This window comes from Microcoleus sp. PH2017_08_TRC_O_A (genome assembly GCF_020738665.1).
Classification (GTDB): domain Bacteria; phylum Cyanobacteriota; class Cyanobacteriia; order Cyanobacteriales; family Microcoleaceae; genus Microcoleus.
The window spans coordinates 1-19,897 of sequence record NZ_JAEQCE010000137.1; the positions used below are offsets into that span (position 1 = coordinate 1).

General features: G+C 45.4%; 17 protein-coding genes, 1 pseudogene and 1 riboswitch. Of the genes and pseudogenes, 12 read left to right on the forward strand and 6 right to left on the reverse strand.

What is annotated here, in order from left to right:
* Positions 1-189 precede the first annotated feature (189 nt).
* Positions 190-594 (forward strand): annotated as a pseudogene (locus tag JGK22_RS31140) (transposase); the annotation flags it as partial.
* 156 nt (positions 595-750) lie between these two features.
* Here the strand turns inward: JGK22_RS31140 and JGK22_RS31145 are convergent.
* On the reverse strand, positions 751-2,904 hold the full coding sequence (locus JGK22_RS31145) for a flotillin family protein (RefSeq protein WP_293185395.1): 2,154 nt from the start codon (positions 2,902-2,904) through the stop codon (positions 751-753).
* Between the two features lie 240 nt (positions 2,905-3,144).
* Between JGK22_RS31145 and JGK22_RS31150 the strand changes: the two genes are divergently transcribed.
* Together JGK22_RS31150 and JGK22_RS31155 are read left to right on the forward strand one after the other, a co-directional pair.
* The gene (locus tag JGK22_RS31150; RefSeq protein WP_293185394.1) at positions 3,145-3,486 is read left to right on the forward strand and encodes a DUF433 domain-containing protein; all 342 of its coding nucleotides are present in this window, start codon (positions 3,145-3,147) and stop codon (positions 3,484-3,486) included.
* 3 nt (positions 3,487-3,489) lie between these two features.
* Positions 3,490-3,831 carry a DUF5615 family PIN-like protein gene (locus JGK22_RS31155; RefSeq protein WP_293185393.1) on the forward strand — a complete coding sequence of 114 codons (342 nt, stop codon included), beginning with the start codon at positions 3,490-3,492 and terminating at the stop codon, positions 3,829-3,831.
* A 124-nt stretch (positions 3,832-3,955) separates the two neighbouring features.
* Here the strand turns inward: JGK22_RS31155 and JGK22_RS31160 are convergent, their stop codons facing one another.
* Both JGK22_RS31160 and JGK22_RS31165 read right to left on the reverse strand, forming a co-directional pair.
* Positions 3,956-6,307: a PhoX family phosphatase gene (locus JGK22_RS31160; RefSeq protein ID WP_293193160.1), complete on the reverse strand. Its 2,352-nt coding sequence runs from the start codon at positions 6,305-6,307 to the stop codon at positions 3,956-3,958.
* A gap of 254 nt (positions 6,308-6,561) precedes the next feature.
* On the reverse strand, positions 6,562-7,029 hold the full coding sequence (locus JGK22_RS31165; protein ID WP_293220838.1) for a hypothetical protein: 468 nt from the start codon (positions 7,027-7,029) through the stop codon (positions 6,562-6,564).
* Between the two features lie 134 nt (positions 7,030-7,163).
* On the opposite strand from JGK22_RS31165, the gene folK reads away from it, so the two are divergent.
* From folK to JGK22_RS31185, 4 genes are all read left to right on the forward strand, one after another.
* Positions 7,164-7,652 (forward strand): 2-amino-4-hydroxy-6-hydroxymethyldihydropteridine diphosphokinase, encoded by a 489-nt coding sequence (gene folK / locus JGK22_RS31170; protein ID WP_293185390.1) that lies wholly within the window; start codon positions 7,164-7,166, stop codon positions 7,650-7,652.
* Between the two features lie 202 nt (positions 7,653-7,854).
* The gene (locus tag JGK22_RS31175; RefSeq protein WP_293152783.1) at positions 7,855-8,403 is read left to right on the forward strand and encodes an NUDIX hydrolase; all 549 of its coding nucleotides are present in this window, start codon (positions 7,855-7,857) and stop codon (positions 8,401-8,403) included.
* Between the two features lie 280 nt (positions 8,404-8,683).
* Entirely contained in the window at positions 8,684-10,135 is a 1,452-nt protein-coding gene (locus JGK22_RS31180) for an FAD-binding domain-containing protein (protein WP_293314426.1), read from the forward strand.
* A gap of 575 nt (positions 10,136-10,710) precedes the next feature.
* Complete coding sequence (locus JGK22_RS31185) at positions 10,711-11,358, forward strand: Uma2 family endonuclease (protein ID WP_293314428.1); 648 nt, start codon at positions 10,711-10,713, stop codon at positions 11,356-11,358.
* Between the two features lie 50 nt (positions 11,359-11,408).
* Here JGK22_RS31185 and JGK22_RS31190 read toward each other — a convergent pair whose 3' ends face one another.
* Complete coding sequence (locus tag JGK22_RS31190; protein WP_293193162.1) at positions 11,409-11,858, reverse strand: hypothetical protein; 450 nt, start codon at positions 11,856-11,858, stop codon at positions 11,409-11,411.
* A gap of 249 nt (positions 11,859-12,107) precedes the next feature.
* Here JGK22_RS31190 and JGK22_RS31195 point away from each other — a divergent pair, with 249 nt between their 5' ends.
* Positions 12,108-12,422, forward strand: a complete 315-nt coding sequence (locus JGK22_RS31195; RefSeq protein ID WP_293185382.1) for a hypothetical protein — start codon at positions 12,108-12,110, stop codon at positions 12,420-12,422.
* A 25-nt stretch (positions 12,423-12,447) separates the two neighbouring features.
* Entirely contained in the window at positions 12,448-14,604 is a 2,157-nt protein-coding gene (locus tag JGK22_RS31200) for a pentapeptide repeat-containing protein (RefSeq protein WP_293314431.1), read from the forward strand.
* A gap of 205 nt (positions 14,605-14,809) precedes the next feature.
* Here JGK22_RS31200 and JGK22_RS31205 read toward each other — a convergent pair whose 3' ends face one another.
* Together JGK22_RS31205 and JGK22_RS31210 are read right to left on the reverse strand one after the other, a co-directional pair.
* Positions 14,810-16,384, reverse strand: coding sequence for an FAD-dependent oxidoreductase (locus tag JGK22_RS31205; protein WP_293199117.1), 1,575 nt, complete (start codon positions 16,382-16,384; stop codon positions 14,810-14,812).
* Positions 16,385-16,633: 249 nt separating this feature from the next.
* Complete coding sequence (locus tag JGK22_RS31210) at positions 16,634-17,311, reverse strand: Uma2 family endonuclease (protein WP_293193163.1); 678 nt, start codon at positions 17,309-17,311, stop codon at positions 16,634-16,636.
* Between the two features lie 194 nt (positions 17,312-17,505).
* Positions 17,506-17,670, forward strand: a riboswitch (cobalamin riboswitch).
* A 21-nt stretch (positions 17,671-17,691) separates the two neighbouring features.
* Between JGK22_RS31210 and JGK22_RS31215 the strand changes: the two genes are divergently transcribed.
* From JGK22_RS31215 to cbiQ, 3 genes are read left to right on the forward strand one after another with little or no spacing between them, the layout of a single operon-like run.
* Positions 17,692-18,450, forward strand: coding sequence for an energy-coupling factor ABC transporter permease (locus tag JGK22_RS31215; protein ID WP_293199114.1), 759 nt, complete (start codon positions 17,692-17,694; stop codon positions 18,448-18,450).
* Between the two features lie 4 nt (positions 18,451-18,454).
* The gene (locus JGK22_RS31220) at positions 18,455-18,787 is read left to right on the forward strand and encodes an energy-coupling factor ABC transporter substrate-binding protein (protein ID WP_293185377.1); all 333 of its coding nucleotides are present in this window, start codon (positions 18,455-18,457) and stop codon (positions 18,785-18,787) included.
* Positions 18,784-19,584 (forward strand): cobalt ECF transporter T component CbiQ, encoded by an 801-nt coding sequence (cbiQ, locus tag JGK22_RS31225; protein ID WP_293220856.1) that lies wholly within the window; start codon positions 18,784-18,786, stop codon positions 19,582-19,584. The genes JGK22_RS31220 and cbiQ overlap by 4 nt, the downstream gene beginning before the upstream one ends.
* Positions 19,585-19,897: the final 313 nt, after the last annotated feature.

The window sequence follows — 19,897 nt, forward strand, 5'->3', positions numbered from 1 at the left end:
TAAAGCAGTAATTTCGTCTGAGTAATACATAAATTATGTTAGGATAAATGATTCAAATCAACAAATCATGGGCGACATAAGAATAACCAAGTAGGTATACTATTTGACATCCATACCGAAACATGAACCTATTCATATTCACTCATTTATTTATTATACATCGCTGATGTTATTAAATTTTCATTCCTTAGTTGGGATAATTTCAACGAATCAGGAGACTTAAAGACACAAGTAGAAGCATTTAAACGATTCACCGGATTTTACCCTGAATCAATTCATGTAGATCGGATATATCGAACGGAAGAAAATAGAATTTGGTGCAAATAACTCGGCATCAGAATGAGCGGTGTCCGTCTAGGAAGACCTCCCAAATATCTGAGCAAATCAATAAAAAAACAAGCTCAATCAGACGAGAGAATTCGTAACTTAATTGAGGGAAAATTTGGAGAAGCTAAAAGAAGATTTAGCCTCGGTAGAGTGATGGCTAAACTTAATAATACTTCTGAAACAAGTATCGCTATAACTTTTCTGGTGATGAATCTTTCTGCCCAGAAGAAGGCAGGCTTTTTGGCTTTTTTTCTGTCTATTTCATAACAAAAACCTTTTTGGATATTTTTGGGTTCCAATCATTGGTAAAAGCTATGTTTCGTCATCATAAAATTGACAAAACTTATATTGCCGAGGCGATCTCGAATTGACTTATCTTTCTAAATGCTGTTTTCTGACTTTTTCAGCAAGCCCTACATACCTTTATGAATTGTCAAATGGCAATTCATCAAACAGCGAATCAATATCACTATCCGAATTCGCAACAGGGGGCGAATTAGGGCGAGATTCCGGGGACTTAACAGAATTCACCTTTGCTACAGGTAACTTGGCCACAGATTCAGATTTTTGTAACTTAACTACAGGTAACTCCCCGCCATTTTCGCCATTTTTCCCCGTTTGATTCCACATCATCATTCCCAGTAAACCGTCAACCAAACCGCCGCCGCTACCGTTGCCGCTAACCGCAACATCCGGTACAACTCGCACATGACTGTCACCGATAATTTGCATTAACTGCAAAGCCGTATAACCGGAACCGCCCAAAGCCACAACACCCGCGCGATAAGCTTCAGCTTGAGCATTTCCTTTCACTCGAATAGATTCAGCTTCGCCTTGAGCTTGTTTCACCTGAGAATTCGCTTTTAACTCAGAAATCATCACACCTTGTTCCGATTTCACCATCTCTTGCTGGATCTCAGCTAAAGCAGTTTCCCGCACCAATTGTTGTCGCTGAGTTTGTGCTATTTGCTGCACTTCATAAGTCTTGCATTGTTCCTCTGCAATTTTGCGATCGGTTTGAGTTTGCATCAACTCTGCGGGTGGCAAAATATCCCCGATCAAAGTATCAATTGCTTGCACGTCGTAGGTACGCAAAGCTGCTTTGATATACTCGGCTGCTTCCGCTTGCCGATCGCTCCGGGCGGAGAGAAAATCTAACACAGAATAAGATTGAGCCGAATTGCGGAAATAATTGCCGATTGTCGGCTGCAAAACGTGGTCAACTAAGTTCTGCATCGAACCGACGCGAGAGATGACTTTCGGAGCATCTAAAGCGCCGACGTGAATGATTTGAGCTACTTCTAAATCGAAGGCAAAACCATCTCTAGAACGTACTGTTAAAGATGAAAGTTGAGAATCGTAACTGTGTCTTTCTATTTTGCTCGACCAATTCAAAACAATATTGGTAGTTGGTACTAATTCTACTTTCAAAATGCGAGTGTTCAGCGGATGTTTGCCCGGATAAAGCGGAGTTACCCACACCCCTTTATTCCCGACATTTACTAAGTTGCCGTGAGTGAAAGCAGCGCCGCTGACATCTTCCGAGGTTTGACCCACATAGGAAATCACGGCGCCGACATAGCCGATCGGGATTTCGGTCATCGGCACTTGGTCAACCCCGACAAACCAAGGATTTAAGTTCCACGAACCGGAAAGCAAAACCTGTTCCTGCAAACCGCGCCGCCCGCCAGCAGTGATAAATTTTTGCGAGTTTTGGAAGTTGTCATGATTCGGAACGATCGGGCCGGCAATTTCGCCATCTTGAATCGGAACGCCGTCATAAGTGGTGACAATTCCTACTTTATCCGGGGCAATCGTGTACAGTTTTAACTGTTCGGCTGTCATCCCGTGTTTGGGAGAATTTGCTGCTGTAATTACGGTAAATAATGCCGTGTTAATTCGATAGCTGCCACCAGTCAAAATTCCGAGTTGTCTCCCTTTTTCGCCGCCGCCTTTGAGGAATTTGCGAGCATCTTGAAAATTGTCGCATTCTGTGATTTTGCCGAGAATGCGCTGCGGTGGATTTGACTCGCCGCCTGCTGCGATCACCAGACCAATTTCGCCTTGGGGAACTATCGTCAGAGATTCTTTGCGAACGTTGTACTGCAAAGGCCAATAACCCCAATGCCAACCGGGGGGTAAAGTATCAGCTTGATATCCAGCTTCTCCGTTTAAGGCAATTAAATCGCCTGGGGGTAAAGACTTGCCGCCAAAGCTAAACTTTTTACTGACAATTCCGACTTCGCGATCGCCAATTACGACTAATCCGCCAAAAAATAGCGGTAGCACTAGAATAACTATCATACCGCCGATCGCGATCGGGATAAATCCACCCCCATCGAGCTGCATTCTCTGCACGGGAACAGTGGTACGCAACTGCCCTAGCTGCAACCTAGAATCAGGTTTTGCTGCTAGCTGAGTCGAGGTTTGTGTTAGGGGGATATCGCCAGCAGCCGTTACTGGCGAGGGTTTCAAAGTGGTAATTGCACTGAGAGCTAAAGATGCAGAAACAGCGGCTGCTAAATGTTTTAAAACCCGAATGTTGAGTTGAGATTTAGGCAAAAGTGAATAAAGCATTTTTTTCATACAAGCTGTAGAGTCTTATTACATCCAGCTTAGCCTTGATTCCAAAGTGGGTACATAAAACTTATTGAAATTCTGCGGTTATTTTTGTGCGAAAACAGGTTTTCCAGTCAATACAGACTGTTTGATAATACCAGCCGATCGCTTGACTCTCGGGCGATCGCTCTTTTTTAAGATGACTTTCTTAAAAGTTGTTTGATAAGATAGAAAGTAACCGCAATTCTATTGTTTGCCATGACGCTGAAAGAATTAGAGCCTCAATTGCTGGCACTCTCTGACGACGAAAAAGCTCAAGTGGTTCAACTGCTATCCCAAGGGAAAATTAGTCCTTGGCGCGGTATTGAAAAAACGCCTGGTGTTTGTGGTGGCAGTGCCTGCATTGCTGGAACTCGCATCACCGTTTGGGGGCTTGTAGAAGCTCGTCGGATTGGCTATAGCGAAGCCGATTTACTCACAAGCTATTTATCGCTATCTGCTACTGATATTGCCAACGCTTGGGCTTATGCTGAAGCCTTTCCCGATGAAATCGAAACCGAAATTCGGGAAAACGATGAAGTCATGTACGAGGATTTGTAGCAGATGGCACGTCTCTATGCCGATGAGCAATACCCCTATCCTGTTGTAGAATTACTGCGAGCTTTAGGTCACGATATTTTGACTGTCCAAGAAGCAGGCAGAGCTAATCAAGGAATTCCTGACTCGGATGTTTTAGCTTTTGCCAGTAGCGAAAAACGTGCCGTGATTACTGAAAACCGTAAAGATTTCTTTCGGTTGCATCGCATACAGCCCCTTCATGCTGGCATTATCGCCTGTACGAACGATCGCAATTGGGAAGCGCTGGCTAACCGAATCAATGCGGCTATTACAGCAGCAGAATCTTTGGAAGGTAAACTGATTCGTGTTGTTCGTCCTGCTGTGTGACGGTAGTTACTAATTTGTAGGGTGCGTCGCTGAGAAAAGAAACCGGGTTTTTATCGAATCTGTCGGCTGCGACGACATATCTGGGCAAAAACCCGGTTTCTAGGGCTTCACGCGCAAGTCCTATTTAAACAAATTGACCGCTTGTCGTCGATCGCACGCGGCGAATCCCAATCACCGAAGGCATCGGCGATCGGCGCCTGTCATTCTCAATATTACTCGGCCACAAACTGCCGCGAGCAACAGTCCGAGTTTGATTGAAAACAGCACCACTCAAATCCAACATTTCAATTTGGCGGCTGAGTACAGTACCATCATCGATCGGGCAATCTTCCCCCGGATGCTGCACCGCAACTACTAGGGTATCTCCGATAAAAGTCGGCCCAGTGATTTCGCATCGGTTCGGGCCTTGAGCAAAAGGAATTACAGTTCCTGCATTCGGGCCGTTCGTTGGAATGTAAAACAGCCAATTGTTGCCAAAAACACCAGTAAACTCCGACACATTACCCGTCTTTTTGTGGTCGATCGTCGCTTGTTTTGCCGCAGCACCGACATCAAAACCATTGTGCGTGCTAGTAGACATATCGGTGACACCCCAAATATTACCTTGAGTGTCAAAAGCCAAATTGTCTACACTAGCAAATCCCGCCCCAGCTACTGCACCGGCCTCTCCACCTTGAGCAAAACGCTGCCAGCGGAAAGTCAAACCCGCACCGTCGGAACTATCTTCAATAATTTTGTAAATTCCTCCAGACTGCTGGGTGCTATTGAGCGCGGCAGTGTATTTAGCAACAGTAAAAATGCGAGAATCTGGATAACCGTCGCTACCCGGTGCGGCGTCAGTATAAGCAATGAAAACTTCCTTGGTAGTAGGATTAATTTCCAAATCTTCCGGTCGCGCCGTCGGAGTGCCACCAATTAAATTAGCAGCTAAAAAGGCATCAACTAAAACTGCACCTTGGCTGGTATAGAAATTAGCCAGACTTTTATTTCTGTAGCCAGCAAGTGTTGTTGCTTCATTAGTTATATCCGCTACAAATGAACCACCATCTTCAGTTTGACCTGCAATTCCGGCGCGTTTGGGTAAGCGAGTATTAGCATCTCTTTGAGCTTTGCCAAAACTTGCTAATTCCGCTTCGCCAAGTTTACTAGGACGTATCGGATTCGTCGGGCTATTTAATGCTAGTGGCAACCATCTTCCAGCACCGTTACGGTTGTATTGGGCGACGTATAAAGTGCCATCTTCAAACAAGCGGCTGTTGCTTTTATCTGCGGGATTGGTGACAGTACCGTTGCTAACAAATTTCCAGGTGTGTCCGCCGCGCCGATCGTCTCCCATGTACACTACTAACTTGCGGCCTGCTTCGGCGCGAATCGCGACGTTTTCGTGGCGGAAACGGCCTAAAGCGGTGTGTTTGCGGGGGCGGAAATTCGGATCTTGGAGATCGACTTCTACCATCCAGCCGTATTTTTCGCCGACTAAGCCGAATTCTTCGCCCGTCGTGCCCTTGGCGTAGCCCGTTTGGCCGCCGTTGGGTTTGACGTTTTCCTGAACTCCGACGAAGAATAGTTCGCTACCTTGGAAGTTTTCTTCGGCGGAGAGGATTGTTCCCCACGGGGTTGTGCCGCCGGAACAGTTGTAGGCTGTACCGACGATCCGGTTTCCGAGCCCGTCGCTGTTGACTTGGGCGAAGACTTGGGTGGCTGCGGGGCCCGTACCTGTGAGATATTTGTCGTCGCCTCGTCTGGTTCCCCAGGAGGTGACATCTTTGTATTTGTCCGCACGCTGGCTGTTGATTCCGAGGCCGGAAAGTCCGTGAATGCGTCGGTTGAGGGAATCGCGGGCGATCGCCCTAAAGCGTCCATCAGCTTGTTTGGTGATGCGGACGATCGATCCACCGAGATTGTATAGAAATTCGCCGAGGGTAGCGCGATTTTTTACGGATAAGTCTAAACCGAGGACAGCGCGATCGGTTGCGGGGAAAGATGCCACATCTGCCGGCGCTTCCGGTGCCACTTTCGACATCGGGAAGGATATGTATTCGTGGTTAACCCAGAGATAGCCATCGTCATTGCTGCCGCGAATCTCTACGAAGCCGGTGTAGTCGTTGTTGTAGCCAAAATAGTCTGCCGAATCGGGGAAAACTCGATCGCCCCAGCGAAGAATCACGTACCGTTCGTATTCCGGCGGGACAACCACATCGTCAACTACGTTGTAGCTGGTTAATCTAGTATTTTGCGAGGCCGCCATTACCGTACCCTGTCCGTTCAATGCAGTAGGCATAAAGCTCGACAATTCTTTATAAACTGGCAGTGGATGAGGTAGTCTTAACGGAGTGAAAGATAGAGGACTTAAGGCAGCTTCGGCCGAGGTGGAATTGATGCCGAATAGTTTTTCAGTGAGTTGAGGCGCAAGCACAGTCGTAGCTGCACTGCTACCGAAGAAAATTAACAGTTGTCGGCGAGTTATTTTAGACATAAATTCCTATTCAACCCAACATCCCTAATCATGATTTACCTAGAAATTTATCACTGTTAAATTAAGGGAAGTTAACCTTAAGGTTAATTAAAATTGGGAGATATTTAGGTTAACAAAAGGTTAACTGTTGTCTGTTAACTGTTGTCAGTAGTAACCAATAACCAGTAACCAATAACCAATAACCAATAACCAATAACCAATAACCAATGCCCCATGCCCCATGCCCCATGCCCCATGCCCCATGCCCAAATTCTTCAATCATCTCGAAAAGCCGGATCGTTTTGTCGGGATGCAGGCCGGCTGGGGGCGGGCACGTTAATAGTTTGCGATCGCCCTGAATTTCCCGACGAAATATAGCTATCTCTGAATCCCAGCAGGTATTGAGAATCAGCAAAATATCTAGTCCACTGTTCGATTCTCGAATCTTTCTGCCACTGGCTGCGGGATACTCTCGATCGCAAAACCGGAACTCTTTGTCGGCTGCGATCGGCTGTAATGATGATGGTAACTTCTGTTAACGCCGGATTTTCTTGAAACTCGCGGGCGATCGACAATGCGGCTAAATCTTCCGCCTGCTGAACTAAACCCGCGAAAGATTGACTATCGTCCGAATTTAAGGTAAGGTACGTTTCCTTAGCTTCTGCTAAACCGATCGATACACTTGTTGTTAAATTGATAGTTACTAGCATAATGGCAGAGAAAAGCCGACGGTGTAAACTCATTAATTTTTAAATTAAATACTGAAAGATTTATCAATTATAATCAACAACAATTAAAAGTCTATTAAGCTTTGATTAAATTCCCAATGACCAATGACCAATGACCTGTTTGCCCAATTCCCAATTCCCAATTCCCAATGAAATCAACAAAATGTGCGATCGCCCTTGGCAGCAATTTAGGCGACTCCCTCGCCACGCTCAAAAGCGCGATCGCAACTCTCAACAACACCCCCGGAATCGCCGTAAAATCCCATTCTAGCTGGTATCAAACCGCCCCCGTAGGGCCGCCGCAACCCGATTACATTAACGCCTGTGCCATCCTAGAAGTTACGCTACAACCACAACAATTGCTAGCAACTTTATTAGAAGTTGAAATAAAATTTAATCGGATTCGCCGCGAAAAATGGGGGCCGAGAACCCTCGACCTGGATTTGCTGCTGTACGATGATTTAATCCTAGAAACTCCGACACTGACTTTACCTCATCCCCGGATGACCCAAAGAGCTTTTGTATTAGTACCTTTGGTAGAAATTGCGCCGGATTGGGCGCATCCTGTGACGAAAAGTGCGATCGGCCAAATCCTGAAAACCGCAGACTGTTCCGGAGTGCAAAAAATGAAAGTGTAGAAAATGAGCAAAATTCAGGGCGGCGATCGCCTATGATGTCAAATCCGTTGGCATCGGAATTATGTAGTGCGAGCGTCCCGCTCGCGATTTGGGTAGCGAGCGGGACGCTCGCACTGACAGCATCCAAATTATTATTCCGATGCCACCGGAAACGATATCATGTCTTAAATCGGTGCAATCAAACATTATTCGCTTCTCACTTATGTCGATCGGTCAAGAACTACCCCAACTCCTCAAACAGCGCCTATTTTACCAAGGGCGCAAATTCAACTTTGATGTAGCCAGCCTCCGCCTTCCCAACGGTTCCGAAGGCGATTGGGAATGTATTCGCCACCCAGGCGGAGCACTAGCAGTTCCCGTTACCCCCGAAGGTAAACTCGTCTTGGTGCGACAATACCGCTTCGCCGCCAAAGGGCGGATTTTAGAATTTCCCGCAGGTACAGTCGAAATCAATGAAAACCCCGCCGAAACTATCAAACGGGAAATCGAAGAAGAAACCGGATATCGCGCCGGAAAATGGCGGGAATTAGGCAAATTTATGCTAGCACCCGGTTATTCTGACGAAATCATTTATGCTTTTTTAGCACAAGATTTGGTCAAACTAGAACAGCCGCCAGAACAAGACGATGATGAAGACATGGAGACAGTTTTATTCACTCCAGAAGAATTAGAAAAAGCTATCTTAGCCGGGGAACCAATTGATGCGAAATCTATTTCTAGCTTCTTCTTAGCGCGTCCTTTTTTGACTTAAAGCAAAGTTGTTCAGTTGACAGTTGACAGTTGACAGTTGACAGTTGAGGAAGGAAGAGGATTGGAGTAATAAATAGTCTGATTTTAATTTATCCCGATCGGGGAGAGGCTTTCAACCAATTCTTTCTGGTAACCAGCCCCCGGATTCATTGATTCGCATCTTGAACCGGGGGAATGAGCGGGATAGAGACTATGAAAAGCTCTGCATTCTAACAATCCCCGGCTCGATCCGTGGGAGTCAATCTAAAATCTAAAATCTAAAATCTAAAATCTAAAATCGAATGTCTGATTTAATTTTATTTTGGCACCGTCGCGACTTGCGTATTTCTGACAACATTGGACTCGCAGCAGCACGCCAGCAAAGTCCGAAAGTAGTCGGGATTTTTTGTCTCGATCGCAATATACTCGATCGCGATGACGTAGCGCCAGCCAGAGTCACCTATATGATCGGCTGCTTGCAAAAACTCTCCTCACGTTACAGCGAAGCAGGCAGCCAATTACTAATAATTCAAGATGACCCGCGTATGGGAATACCGAAATTAGCCGCGGCACTTAATGCTAAAGCAGTATTTTGGAACAGAGATGTAGAACCCTATGCAAAAGAGCGCGATATATCCGTATCAAACGCCCTCCAACAAGCAGGAATAAAAGTTAAAAATTTCTGGGATCAAGTTCTGCACGCCCCGGACGAAATACGGACTGGTACAGGGAATCCCTACACAGTTTATACACCATTTTGGAAAAAATGGAACAGCCAACCAAAAGCCCAAGCTGTAGAGACACTGCCGATAAATTATCCGCAATTAATGACGGGATTAACCGCAGAAGAACAAGAAATAGCCAACCAAACAGGTGCCATGAAAACACTGCCAACGGCCTTGAGTTTGGGATTCATTTGGGAAAATCCATTAGTAATAGAACCCGGAGAAGGTGCCGCGCAAAAAAAATTAGAAGAATTTTGCGAGAACGCTATTTACGAATATCAAGAACAGCGCAATTTCCCCGCAAATAAGGGTACATCAGAACTCAGCGCCGCCCTCAAATTTGGTGCAATAGGCATCCGCACTGTTTGGCAAGCTACCCAGATAGTAATGGACACTTGCCGCAGCGAAGAAGCCTGCACAAGTATCCGCACTTGGCAACAGGAAATAGCGTGGCGGGAATTTTACCAACACGCGATGTATAACTTCCCTGAATTAGCAGATGGCCCCTACCGTAAAGCATTCAAAGACTTTCCCTGGGAGAACGATGAAAAGCTGTTTCAAGCTTGGTGCAGGGGCAAAACTGGCTATCCAATTATTGATGCGGCAATGCGGCAGTTAAATCAAACAGGTTGGATGCACAATCGATGTCGGATGATAGTTGCTAGTTTCCTCACCAAAGATTTAATTATTAACTGGCAGTGGGGCGAAAAATACTTCATGCAAAAATTGATTGATGGCGACCTTTCTGCTAACAATGGCGGCTGGCAGTGGAGTGCATCGAGTGGCATGGATCCGAAACCTTTGCGAATATTCAATCCCGCCAGTCAAGCTCAAAAATTTGACCCGGAAGGGGAATATATTCGGCACTGGGTTCCAGAATTGCGCCGAGTGGATACTAAGCTTTTGCTAACTGGAAATATTTCGCCTATAGAACGTCGGCTGCTTCATTATCCAGATCCGATTGTAGATCACAATCAACAGCAGCGCAAGTTTAAGGAACTTTTTAAACAGCAAAAAATCGTTGAGTAAGTAGATGATTTTTTGTTTGTAGTGAGGACTTTAGTTTTTTTAATAGGTGTTCATTATTAGGTACGTTGTTGCGATTCAGCGCTCTTTATCTATCAATGAGGTTTACTTAAGATTGTCCTTCGAGAGGAACGAAGCAAACTGTATCTATTTTTCATAGAAGTTTCACGAGTAGCACTCTTAAGTGAACTGTATTGCTCTATATATAAGAAAGAGCGCTGAAGCGCAACTACGTACCTTTGACTACCAGTTTTCAGTTAACTGTATTGCTCTATATATAAGAAAGTAAGAAAGAGCGCTGAAGCGCAACTACGTACCTTTGACTAGCAGTCTTAAGTGAACCGTACTGCTCTATATATAAGAAAGAGCGCTGAAGCGCAACTACGTACCTTTGACTACCAGTTTTCAGTTAACTGTATTGATCTATATATAAGAAAGAGCGCTGAAGCGCAACTACGTACCTTTGACTAGCAGTCTTAAGTGAACCGTACTGCTTGATGTATAAGAAAGAGCGCTGAAGCGCAACAACATACCTTAATGCACAAGTTATAATAAATTTAAATAAATCGGAGGTTGAAATGGTAACGCTGCAATTAAGGCAAATCAGTGTGCCGCCAGGACATAGACTGCTGTTGAACGATGTCAACTGGCAGGAATTTGAGGCGATTTTAGAGGAGTTCGGAGAACACCGTGGCTCTAGAATAGCTTACAGTCAAGGAACTTTGGAGATTAGGATGCCCCTACCAGAACATGAGAAGGCTAAAATTATTATTGGCTATTTAGTAAAAATTTTGTTTGAGGAACTTGAAATTGACTTTGAACCATTTGGTTCGACGACTTTCAAACGAAAAAGTATGTTGCAAGGAATTGAGCCTGATGAATGTTTTTACATCCAGAATTACGCTCGAATTATTGGCAAAAAGCGCATCGACTTAACTGTCGATCCGCCGCCGGATTTAGCAATTGAAGTCGATCTCACTTCCAAGACTCAACTGGATGCTTACGAGGCGCTGGGAGTCCCGGAAATCTGGCGCTATGAAAATAAAAGGCTTGAGATTAATGTTCTTGAAGATGGGAAATATGTTGAATCGGAATTTAGTCCGATATTTCCCAATCTGCCAATTATTGAAGCGATTTCTCAATATTGCGAACAAAGTCAAACCGCGGGGACGAGTCAAACTCTCCGATTGTTTCGCAAATGGGTTAGAGAGCAAGTACAAAATTGATATGAAATCTTCTGTTTTTTGACACCAAGCGTTATCATCCCGTTATATTGTTAATTTCGCTGTTGGGAAATTGAGAGAGAATAAGGGTGTTGACCTTGCGATCGATCGCCCACGAAAATCACGTAAGTCCCCTTGTCTCCATAACCAGAAAATTCTACATTCCCCGCAGCAGCATTCGCCGGTAGGACGCAGAAACGACCCCTCGGCCCCTGAATCATCAAACTGGGAGCTCCCGCAGTTTGTACTGCAATCCGCCAGTAAGGCAAATCCTGGGTTACTTCGATGACTTGGTTGGGGCTTTGGGCTACGAAACCGCAGTCGCCACTATTGTTCGGGCCGCCGGAAACTCCCGAAACTCTCAGCGGTTCGGGAAATCCTGGAGCAATTTGCAGCGGTTGGCTCCGAATAGCTCCGGCATCCGCTAAAATCATTGCCAAGGCTACGGTTACGATCGGGCTAAACCACCGTTTGTCGCGATCGCCCGCACAGTGTATCTTCATATTTCCTCACACAATGGGATTTAGTCCTACTTCTTTAGACGATAGATGATAATTGCGGTTCCAAACACGTGGATCTCAATCAAGTAAAATCTACCTAATTAAAGTAAAATATAGATCGCTAACAAGCTTGCTGTGTATGTCTTTGACAGTTGACAGTTGACAGTTGACAGTTGACAGTTAACTAATGACCAATGACTAATGACTAATGACTAATGACTTCTTCCTTCTAATTAACTACTGAATTTTTTTATGAATCCTCAAAATAACTTCAATTGGCAGCAAGCGATCGGAGAACTCAAAGCTAAACTAGAACGATCGCCTCTCATCCAACAAAATCCAGACAGCTATCAAGCGATCGGAACCTTCTACAATCAATCTCTAGAGAAGTTTCAGAAACTCCCCAAACCGGGACAGGTGGCAGTCTTTGCCGTCGGAGCGATCGTTGTTCTGACAGTCTTCAATAGTATCGTACAGCTACTTTCCGCCGTGATGACTCTTGGCGTTCTCGGAGTGCTAATCTACATAGCGTATAAATTGGCAATATCTCCTGATTCCTCCAACTAAGGATTAACAATAGGAAATTATAAATATGTCTAACCCAACTGCACCCGGTGATATTAATCAACCCGATCCGTCTTGGCAAAGACAATCCCAGCCAATGCCACTGCTGGTTCGCCGGTGTGGCGCTTGGGCTGTTGAAATTTCGTTAATCGCAGTTAGCGCCCTGGTTCCCTTCAGTATCGGGGCAATGGTTAACAAAGAAGCTCAAACCGTGCCACTCAATCCGTCGGTAGCAGCAGCATCGGAAACTGTTGCGCGTGTTTTGGCTATCCCCGTGCGCGATCGCAACCCCAGAGTTGCACCCCTAACTAATCTATTCTGGTCGGGGGCGCTGCTGGCGCCGGCAGCTTTAGCGGCGTGGCAGTTGTTTTTGCTCGCCAGAACCGGTCAAACTCTCCCGAAACGCTGGTTCGGGGTGAAAGTTGTCACAGCCTCGGGTACTCCTCCGGGTTGGGTGCGAGTGCTGGTTCGCGAAAGTTTGGGGCGCTGGGGAGTGCCTCTGGGCGTCGCTTACGGGGTTTGGCGCTTGACTGGCGCGTTTCCAGATTTAATCATTTTAGGGGCGTTGAGCGGCTTGGCAGTGCTGGCAGATGGCGCTTTTGGATTGCGCTACAAACGGCAATCGGGGCACGATCGCCTTGCGAATACTTTGGTGGTCAATAGTCGTGAAGCGAAGCTATCCCGTAGGGAATCGCACCAACTGTCACCCAATCCTGTCCAGAGTCAAGATTGGACTGAGGAAGACGCGCAAATTGCGGCTTTGGTTTTGACTCCAGAAACCAATATGAAAGAAGATCCGAGTCTGTGGAATTGGATTCGCCAACATCCAGGCACAACTTTAGTGATAGTTACTATTGGCAGTGCGGGATTGATTTTAAGTTTGTTTGTTGGCACTCTGATCTACACTCAAAGTCAAGCTAATTTGCGGGATTCTCGGCAGCGGAATGACGAGTTATTTGTAGCTTTAGTTAGCAAATTGTCTCCTGCTTCGGCTAGCGGAACATCGGGGAGGCGATCGGCTATTTTGGCTTTGGGGGCGGTGGAAGACTCCCGCGCCGTACCCCTGTTAGCGGATTTGCTGGCTCAAGAAGAAAGCAAGGCGATGCTGGACGCGATCCAGCAAGCTTTAGTCAGTACCGGGCCGAAAGCTTTACCTGACTTGCAGCGGTTGAACCAAGCCCTCAGCAATGACCTCGAATCCCTGCGCTACGGTGGAAAGACTCCGGAACGCGAGTTAGCGGCTACCCGTCAGAGAACAGTGCAAAGGGCGATCGGCAAAATTCTCACAGTGTATAGCAGCCAGCTCAACGGTGCAGATTTGAGCCGCACAGATTTAGGTCAAAGTCCTGCCGGCCCGGGTCAGTTCACTTTAGTATTAGACAAAGTTGACTTATCAGGAATTAAGCTGAGAAAAGCCAATTTAACAAATGCCAGCTTGCAGGGAATTCGCTTTTATGGCACCGGCGAAGACAGGCGTCCGGGCACATTTGACGATTGGATTTCTGACTTAAGCGAAGCTAATTTTGAAGGAGCAAATTTAACCGGAGCATCTTTTAACAGCGCCGTAATGAACCGCACTACTTTTGTGCGCGCTGTTCTGAACAAAGCTAATTTGTCAAGCGGAAATTTGAATGGAGCTAATCTTAGCAACAGTCTTTTAATTGGGGCGAATTTGCAGCAAGCAATGTTAAAAGAGGCAAGCTTTACCGGGGCAGATATCGGCAGCGCCAATTTTTCGGGAGCCAATTTAGAAAGTGCGCGTTTGAGCAAAGTCAAGGCTCAAGGCACTCAGTTATCTCTAACAAATTTGTCTAAATCGGAATGGCAAGGTGCTGATTTGTCCGGTGCTGATTTGAGCGGCGCAAATTTACAAAATGCTGATTTAAGTTCGGCTAAACTTGCCAACGCGAATTTAAAAGATGCTCGATTGCAAGATGCTAATTTGCGGAATGCGGACGTGAGTTCGGTTGATTTTAGAGGTGCGAATTTAGCGGGAGCTAATTTTCAAGGCGCTGTTTTCCTGGGGAAGGGGACTTCGGATCAGTTTATTCAAAGTCAGGCTGGTAGCAAATCAGGTCGCTTCCAAGGTATTAATTTTGCGGAGGTTAAGAATTTAGATCAAAGTCAAATTGCTTACATTTGTTTGCAGGGAGGGACTCATCCGAAGTGCCCGCCAAAAAATTAAGACTTGGTTCGTAGTGAGGACTTTAGTCCTTCTTTTTTGCGGGCTAAAGCCCTCACTACGAACCTTTATTTTTCTGTCTTTTGTTTGGTAGGATGGATGGCTCCACATACTACCAATTAGATAAGAAGGGCTGAAGCCCAACAACGTACCTTACCAGAAGGGCTGAAGCCCAACAACGTGCCTTACCTTTTTGAGAAGTGCTGTATTATGCAATGGCATCGGCACTTACAAGAGTCTCGAATTGTGCTAATAGCATTCCATCAGTGTTATTTGCAACTCCAAAAATTTTAGGTAACTGGCCTGTTTCAACTAGAACTTGTCTGACTTCTCGGTTAGATATATCGGCTAAATTTTTGTTATTGAGAATGGCATTAACGGCCGCAATACCGACACCTTGACCAACTGCTACATTGAATTCTACAATTCTGCCCACAGCACAAGCAAGCCCTTCAAATCCAGAACAGGGACTGACAACTGCCAGGTTAGGAACATTGTTCATTAATGCGTGGCGGATGCCAATATTGAAGGTAGGCTGTTGGAACATCAGACTTTTAAACCACCCTCGACTCTTTGCTTTGTCGCCAATCCCCGGAATGCCTCCCCGGACATCAAAATGATAGCTAAATGTTCCCAGTGCTTCAGTAGCTGGTACGCCACCATGCAGCATTTGTGCGCCTATTAAAGGTTCTACAACTCCCGTCACATTCCCAGCGTGTCTGATATAAAGTTCTGAAGCCGGAGTAACATAGGTAGCCCCCAAACTTTTCAGCCAAGTGGTCAGAAATGACATCTCTTTTTGCATATTAGCTGTGGGTTTGCTCCCGTTTCTCGCTAAGGCTTCTGCTTCGCTACCAGTGACTGCAAATAACAGTGCATTCCACGAAAGTCTTTCGTCTGGAAGTATGGCGATATTTCCTTCGTCTAAAATTATGCCAGTTTCAGAAAAAGATAGCTTTCTGCCTCTAAAAGAGTGGTATGCTACAGACAAAGCTGGCGATCGCACATCAATGTAATCGTTGCCCGCCCACAGAGTTTTGAGATTTCCTCTGGTGTCGATCATTTCCAGGCGGAGTTCTTCTGCTAGCTTGGCATCTTTCCCCGCAGCAGACAGCAAAAATTTTTGAGCCTCAGAATCGGCAAGGTTTGTGAAGCGTTTTAGATAAATATAATCGAGTTCTTTCAGTCTTCTGACACTGAGTCCTTGAGTTTCAAAAACTAGGGTGACTGGAAGTTCTGAGTTAGGCAAACCAAAGGTTTCAAATCCATTCAGCTTTCGCACACCTGCGGCTTGAGCTAATTCGCCATTGACAGTGGCATCAATAAATTGTTTTGCTACATAAACTGTCCCTTTTGAGGTAATTATGCTAGTAATTTTTTTGCCTTCTTTATTGATTGATTTAATTTCTACTTTGCCCAGGAGTGCAACTCCTGCTTGTACCAGCATTGCTTTCAGGGCTGCGGTGGCTTTGCTGGGGTCAAGGGCGATCGCGCTGACACCAGATTTTTGCAGGAATTCTTTATAGATTGTCGGCGGTGAACCAAAGGGGTCTAAATTTAAAGATTGTTGGAGTTCTTGACTAACCTGACTTCGATCTAAATAAGCGAGGCCGCCTCTGACTAAATGTCCGCCAATTCCTTCTTGCAAGCTTCCTTTAGACATCAGCAAAACTCGCGGATAAAGCTTTGTCCGGCGGCGGTATTCTCTGGCTGCTGAGATAACAGCTAGAACTCCTGGAACTTCATCACCAAAGCAGATGATATCGTAAGAACGTAGATCCATGAGCATTATTTAATCACGTCTCCCGATCGCCATTTTGTCGATCTGCATCTCAATTTTTGCCATCAAACTCTCTGTCTGTTCCAAATAAGGCCGCATCTTTCCTAATTTTTTTGATAATTTTCACACATTTCGGGACGCAAAAATCGGGATTTTCGGGAAAATCTTGCGTTTAGGGCGATCGCGATCGGTGAAAAAACTCGGTTGGCGATCGCCCGCAGGCTGCGTCATTCTGGCACTCTTTCCTCTCAATTAGCTTATATTATCAGGATCTATCCCCAACTCGCGCAATCGTTCAGCTAGTCGATCGGCGCGCTGGGCTAATTCCTTCACCTGTTCTTCAGGAGTCAGATAGCGTTTGCCATCCGCATCGTACCAATACAACCATTCCCTTGTCACCCCAGAATAATTTCCCCTTTCACAACCAATTCCCAAACCAATTTCTGGCATCCAAACTAGATTTCCTGGCTGTAACTCATACTTGCCATTGACTAACTTATGTACTTCCAAACGGGGTTTGCGGCGGCGGCGAGAAGAATAAATGACATAGTAAAGTATGCCTAAACTTTGATATTCTTCCAACTTGGCGGTATATTCGTTGCGATAAGTTGGGGAAACAACTTCGAGGACAAAAGTTGGCATCACTTTTTCCTCCCATACCGCGTAACTGGGACGCAATTCTTCGTCATAAAACCTTTCCACACCTAAACTCAAGAAAGCATCTGGCACAATAGCTGGTTTGTCAGGGTGATGGTAAAGACCCATATCTATGCCAAAAAACCAGTCCATGCGTTCTGCCCAAATTATGAGCAATATTGCTTTCAGCAATCCTGGTATTAATTCTTGCAGTTCGTTATCCACTGGTGTTTCATCTGAGTCTGGTAGTTCTTCTGCTGAGGGCCAGTGCTTCGGGAAGTTGTAATTTAACATGGCGGCTTTTCTCAAAACTCATTAATATTATAGCATTGAGTTGTTGGGTGTTCTTTTGTATTTGATTAAGAATATTATGGATCGCAAAGACGCTAAGTAAGAAAAGGAAGAAAAGCAAGATGATAGGTAATATTGACTTATTTGATCTGAATTAATTTTTGTAAAATATCGGCCCAGAGTTGCGCGATCGACTAAACTATGTCTAAGCAGTCGGTTCTAATGGGGAACAGCCATTAGAGGAAACGGGGAAAGTTTGGTGCAAATCCAACGCTGTCCCGCAACTGTAATGAGGTTTGTAGTAAGGACTTCAGTCCTCTACCTCTCAAGTCAGAACGCCCGCCGATGTGTTGGTTCACATAGTCTCATCCGCGAGGTACTTGATGAAGGCGCGAAATCGGAAATTAGTCAGCCTGGGATTGATGGCTGGCTTGAGTTGTTATCTTGTCTTGGGTTCGGCAACACCGGCCGCTGCTATGCACATTTCAGAAGGTTTTTTGCCTGTACAATGGGCTGCGTTTTGGTGGATGGTGGCTTTGCCTTTTTTTGTGTTGGGTTTGCGTGAAATTACTCGCATTACCAAAGAACACCCGGAACTTAAACTATTACTAGCTTTGGCGGGTGCGTTTACTTTTGTGCTTTCTGCTTTGAAAATTCCATCGGTAACGGGGAGTTGTTCTCACCCAACGGGTACGGGTTTGGGTGCAATTTTGTTCGGCCCTTCGGTGATGGCTGTACTTGGTGCTTTAGTGCTGTTGTTTCAAACGTTATTGTTAGCGCACGGTGGGCTGACAACGTTGGGGGCGAATATGTTTTCGATGGCGATTGTTGGGCCGTTTGCTGCATATTTTATCTATCAATTGCTGATGCGAACTGGTAAACAAAGGTTGGCAATTTTTTGTGCGGCTGCTTTGGCAGATTTGCTGACTTATGTGGTGACTTCGATGCAGTTGGCATTGGCTTTTCCGGCAGCGAGTGGCGGTTTTATGGCTTCGTTTCTCAAGTTTGCTAGTATCTTTGCGATTACTCAAGTACCTCTGGCGATTAGTGAGGGATTGCTGACTTTATTGGTTTGGAATTGGCTGCATTCTTACGGAAAACCAGAGTTAGAAATTCTGAAATTATTGAAACAGGAGTCATAAAGTCGTGAATCAAAAACCTACAAAAAATCAGCAAGCTAGTTCGCAACAAAATTGGATGTTAGTAATTGCAGTTGTCGCCCTTGCGGTGATTCCCCTAGTTTTTGTGCGGGGTGAATACGGCGGATCGGACGATCGCGCACAGAAAGCAATTACCGAAATTCAACCCGATTATAAACCTTGGTTTAATCACTTGTTTGAACCGCCTAGCGCTGAAATTGCCAGTTTATTATTTGCGACTCAGGCGGCGCTGGGGGCTGGTGCGATCGGATATGCGATCGGGCTTTATAAAGGCCGATCGCAATCTCAGCAATCTGATGATAAATCGCCGCTGGAATGAATCATCAGATTGATAGTCTGGCTTACACCAATCGTTTGCGTGGGTTGCCGCCAACTCACAAATTATCGTTTGCGATCGCCCTTTTGATTCTATCTCTGCTTTCTGGGGCGATCGTCCAATTGTCGATCGCGCTTTGGTTAGCAGTCTGGATCGTCATCTATGCGGGCATTCCGGGGAAACTTTATCTGCGGTTGTTGTCGCTACCGTTGATGTTTTTGCTGACGAGTTTGCCTGCTTTGGCGATTAATGGAATTGAGTTAAATCAAATCCAGACAATGCAGTGGGATATTTGGCAAAGTTGGGGAATTAGCATCGGCAATTTGTATCTGTATGTGAGTCGCACAGGCTTATACCAAGTGAGCCTATTATTTCCGCGCACCTTGGCATCGACAAGTTGTATGTATTTCATCCTGTTGACGGTGCCATTTACAGAAACCTTGCAAATCCTCAGAAAATTGCGCTTTCCGGCTTTGCTGACAGAACTCTTGTTGTTGATGTATCGGTTTATTTTTAGCTTATTGGCGATCGCAGATGAACTTTGGATCGCCCAAAACTCGCGCTGTGGCTATCGCACTTGGAAACTGGGAATGCGTAGTTTAGGCATTTTAATCGGGCAATTACTTCAGCGAACTTTGGTAAATTACCGTCAAGTTTCGTTGAGTTTAGCATCGCGCGGTTTTAATGGAGAACTGCGGGTTTGGCATTCTTCCCCTTACAAACCTTCGCGAAGATATACATTTGAAGCCGTGTTTGGGTGCACGGTTTTAACTTTATTAAGTGTGTTATTTCAAAATTGAAAATAAATAAAGAAATGAGGAGACGGCAGTGCCGTGTCCCTACAATTGATCGCGGTAGGGACACGGCACTGCCGTCTCCTCTATGCGGCAGTGCCGTGTCTCTACAATATGATTTTGGGTAGGGACACGGCATTGCCGTCTCCTCTATCCTGACTGAAGATATGACTTTTATGAACATAATCAATGACTTTAATGAATTGACTCCACAAGAAACCTGTTGAATAATTGTAGTCAACACTTATCTTGTGGAAATCCTATGATAAATAAACGACTCCTCAAAAAAATAGTTTTTTGCTTAATGGCTTCATTAAGC

What these genes read in the sequence shown, in the direction of transcription:
- JGK22_RS31145 (WP_293185395.1), bottom strand. Translation starts at nt 2,904, where the DNA reads ATGCTTTATTCACTTTTGCCTAAATCTCAACTCAACATTCGGGTTTTA.
- JGK22_RS31150 (WP_293185394.1), top strand. Translation starts at nt 3,145, where the DNA reads ATGACGCTGAAAGAATTAGAGCCTCAATTGCTGGCACTCTCTGACGAC.
- JGK22_RS31155 (WP_293185393.1), top strand. Translation starts at nt 3,490, where the DNA reads ATGGCACGTCTCTATGCCGATGAGCAATACCCCTATCCTGTTGTAGAA.
- JGK22_RS31160 (WP_293193160.1), bottom strand. Translation starts at nt 6,307, where the DNA reads ATGTCTAAAATAACTCGCCGACAACTGTTAATTTTCTTCGGTAGCAGT.
- JGK22_RS31165 (WP_293220838.1), bottom strand. Translation starts at nt 7,029, where the DNA reads ATGAGTTTACACCGTCGGCTTTTCTCTGCCATTATGCTAGTAACTATC.
- folK (WP_293185390.1), top strand. Translation starts at nt 7,164, where the DNA reads ATGAAATCAACAAAATGTGCGATCGCCCTTGGCAGCAATTTAGGCGAC.
- JGK22_RS31175 (WP_293152783.1), top strand. Translation starts at nt 7,855, where the DNA reads ATGTCGATCGGTCAAGAACTACCCCAACTCCTCAAACAGCGCCTATTT.
- JGK22_RS31180 (WP_293314426.1), top strand. Translation starts at nt 8,684, where the DNA reads ATGTCTGATTTAATTTTATTTTGGCACCGTCGCGACTTGCGTATTTCT.
- JGK22_RS31185 (WP_293314428.1), top strand. Translation starts at nt 10,711, where the DNA reads ATGGTAACGCTGCAATTAAGGCAAATCAGTGTGCCGCCAGGACATAGA.
- JGK22_RS31190 (WP_293193162.1), bottom strand. Translation starts at nt 11,858, where the DNA reads ATGAAGATACACTGTGCGGGCGATCGCGACAAACGGTGGTTTAGCCCG.
- JGK22_RS31195 (WP_293185382.1), top strand. Translation starts at nt 12,108, where the DNA reads ATGAATCCTCAAAATAACTTCAATTGGCAGCAAGCGATCGGAGAACTC.
- JGK22_RS31200 (WP_293314431.1), top strand. Translation starts at nt 12,448, where the DNA reads ATGTCTAACCCAACTGCACCCGGTGATATTAATCAACCCGATCCGTCT.
- JGK22_RS31205 (WP_293199117.1), bottom strand. Translation starts at nt 16,384, where the DNA reads ATGGATCTACGTTCTTACGATATCATCTGCTTTGGTGATGAAGTTCCA.
- JGK22_RS31210 (WP_293193163.1), bottom strand. Translation starts at nt 17,311, where the DNA reads ATGTTAAATTACAACTTCCCGAAGCACTGGCCCTCAGCAGAAGAACTA.
- JGK22_RS31215 (WP_293199114.1), top strand. Translation starts at nt 17,692, where the DNA reads ATGAAGGCGCGAAATCGGAAATTAGTCAGCCTGGGATTGATGGCTGGC.
- cbiQ (WP_293220856.1), top strand. Translation starts at nt 18,784, where the DNA reads ATGAATCATCAGATTGATAGTCTGGCTTACACCAATCGTTTGCGTGGG.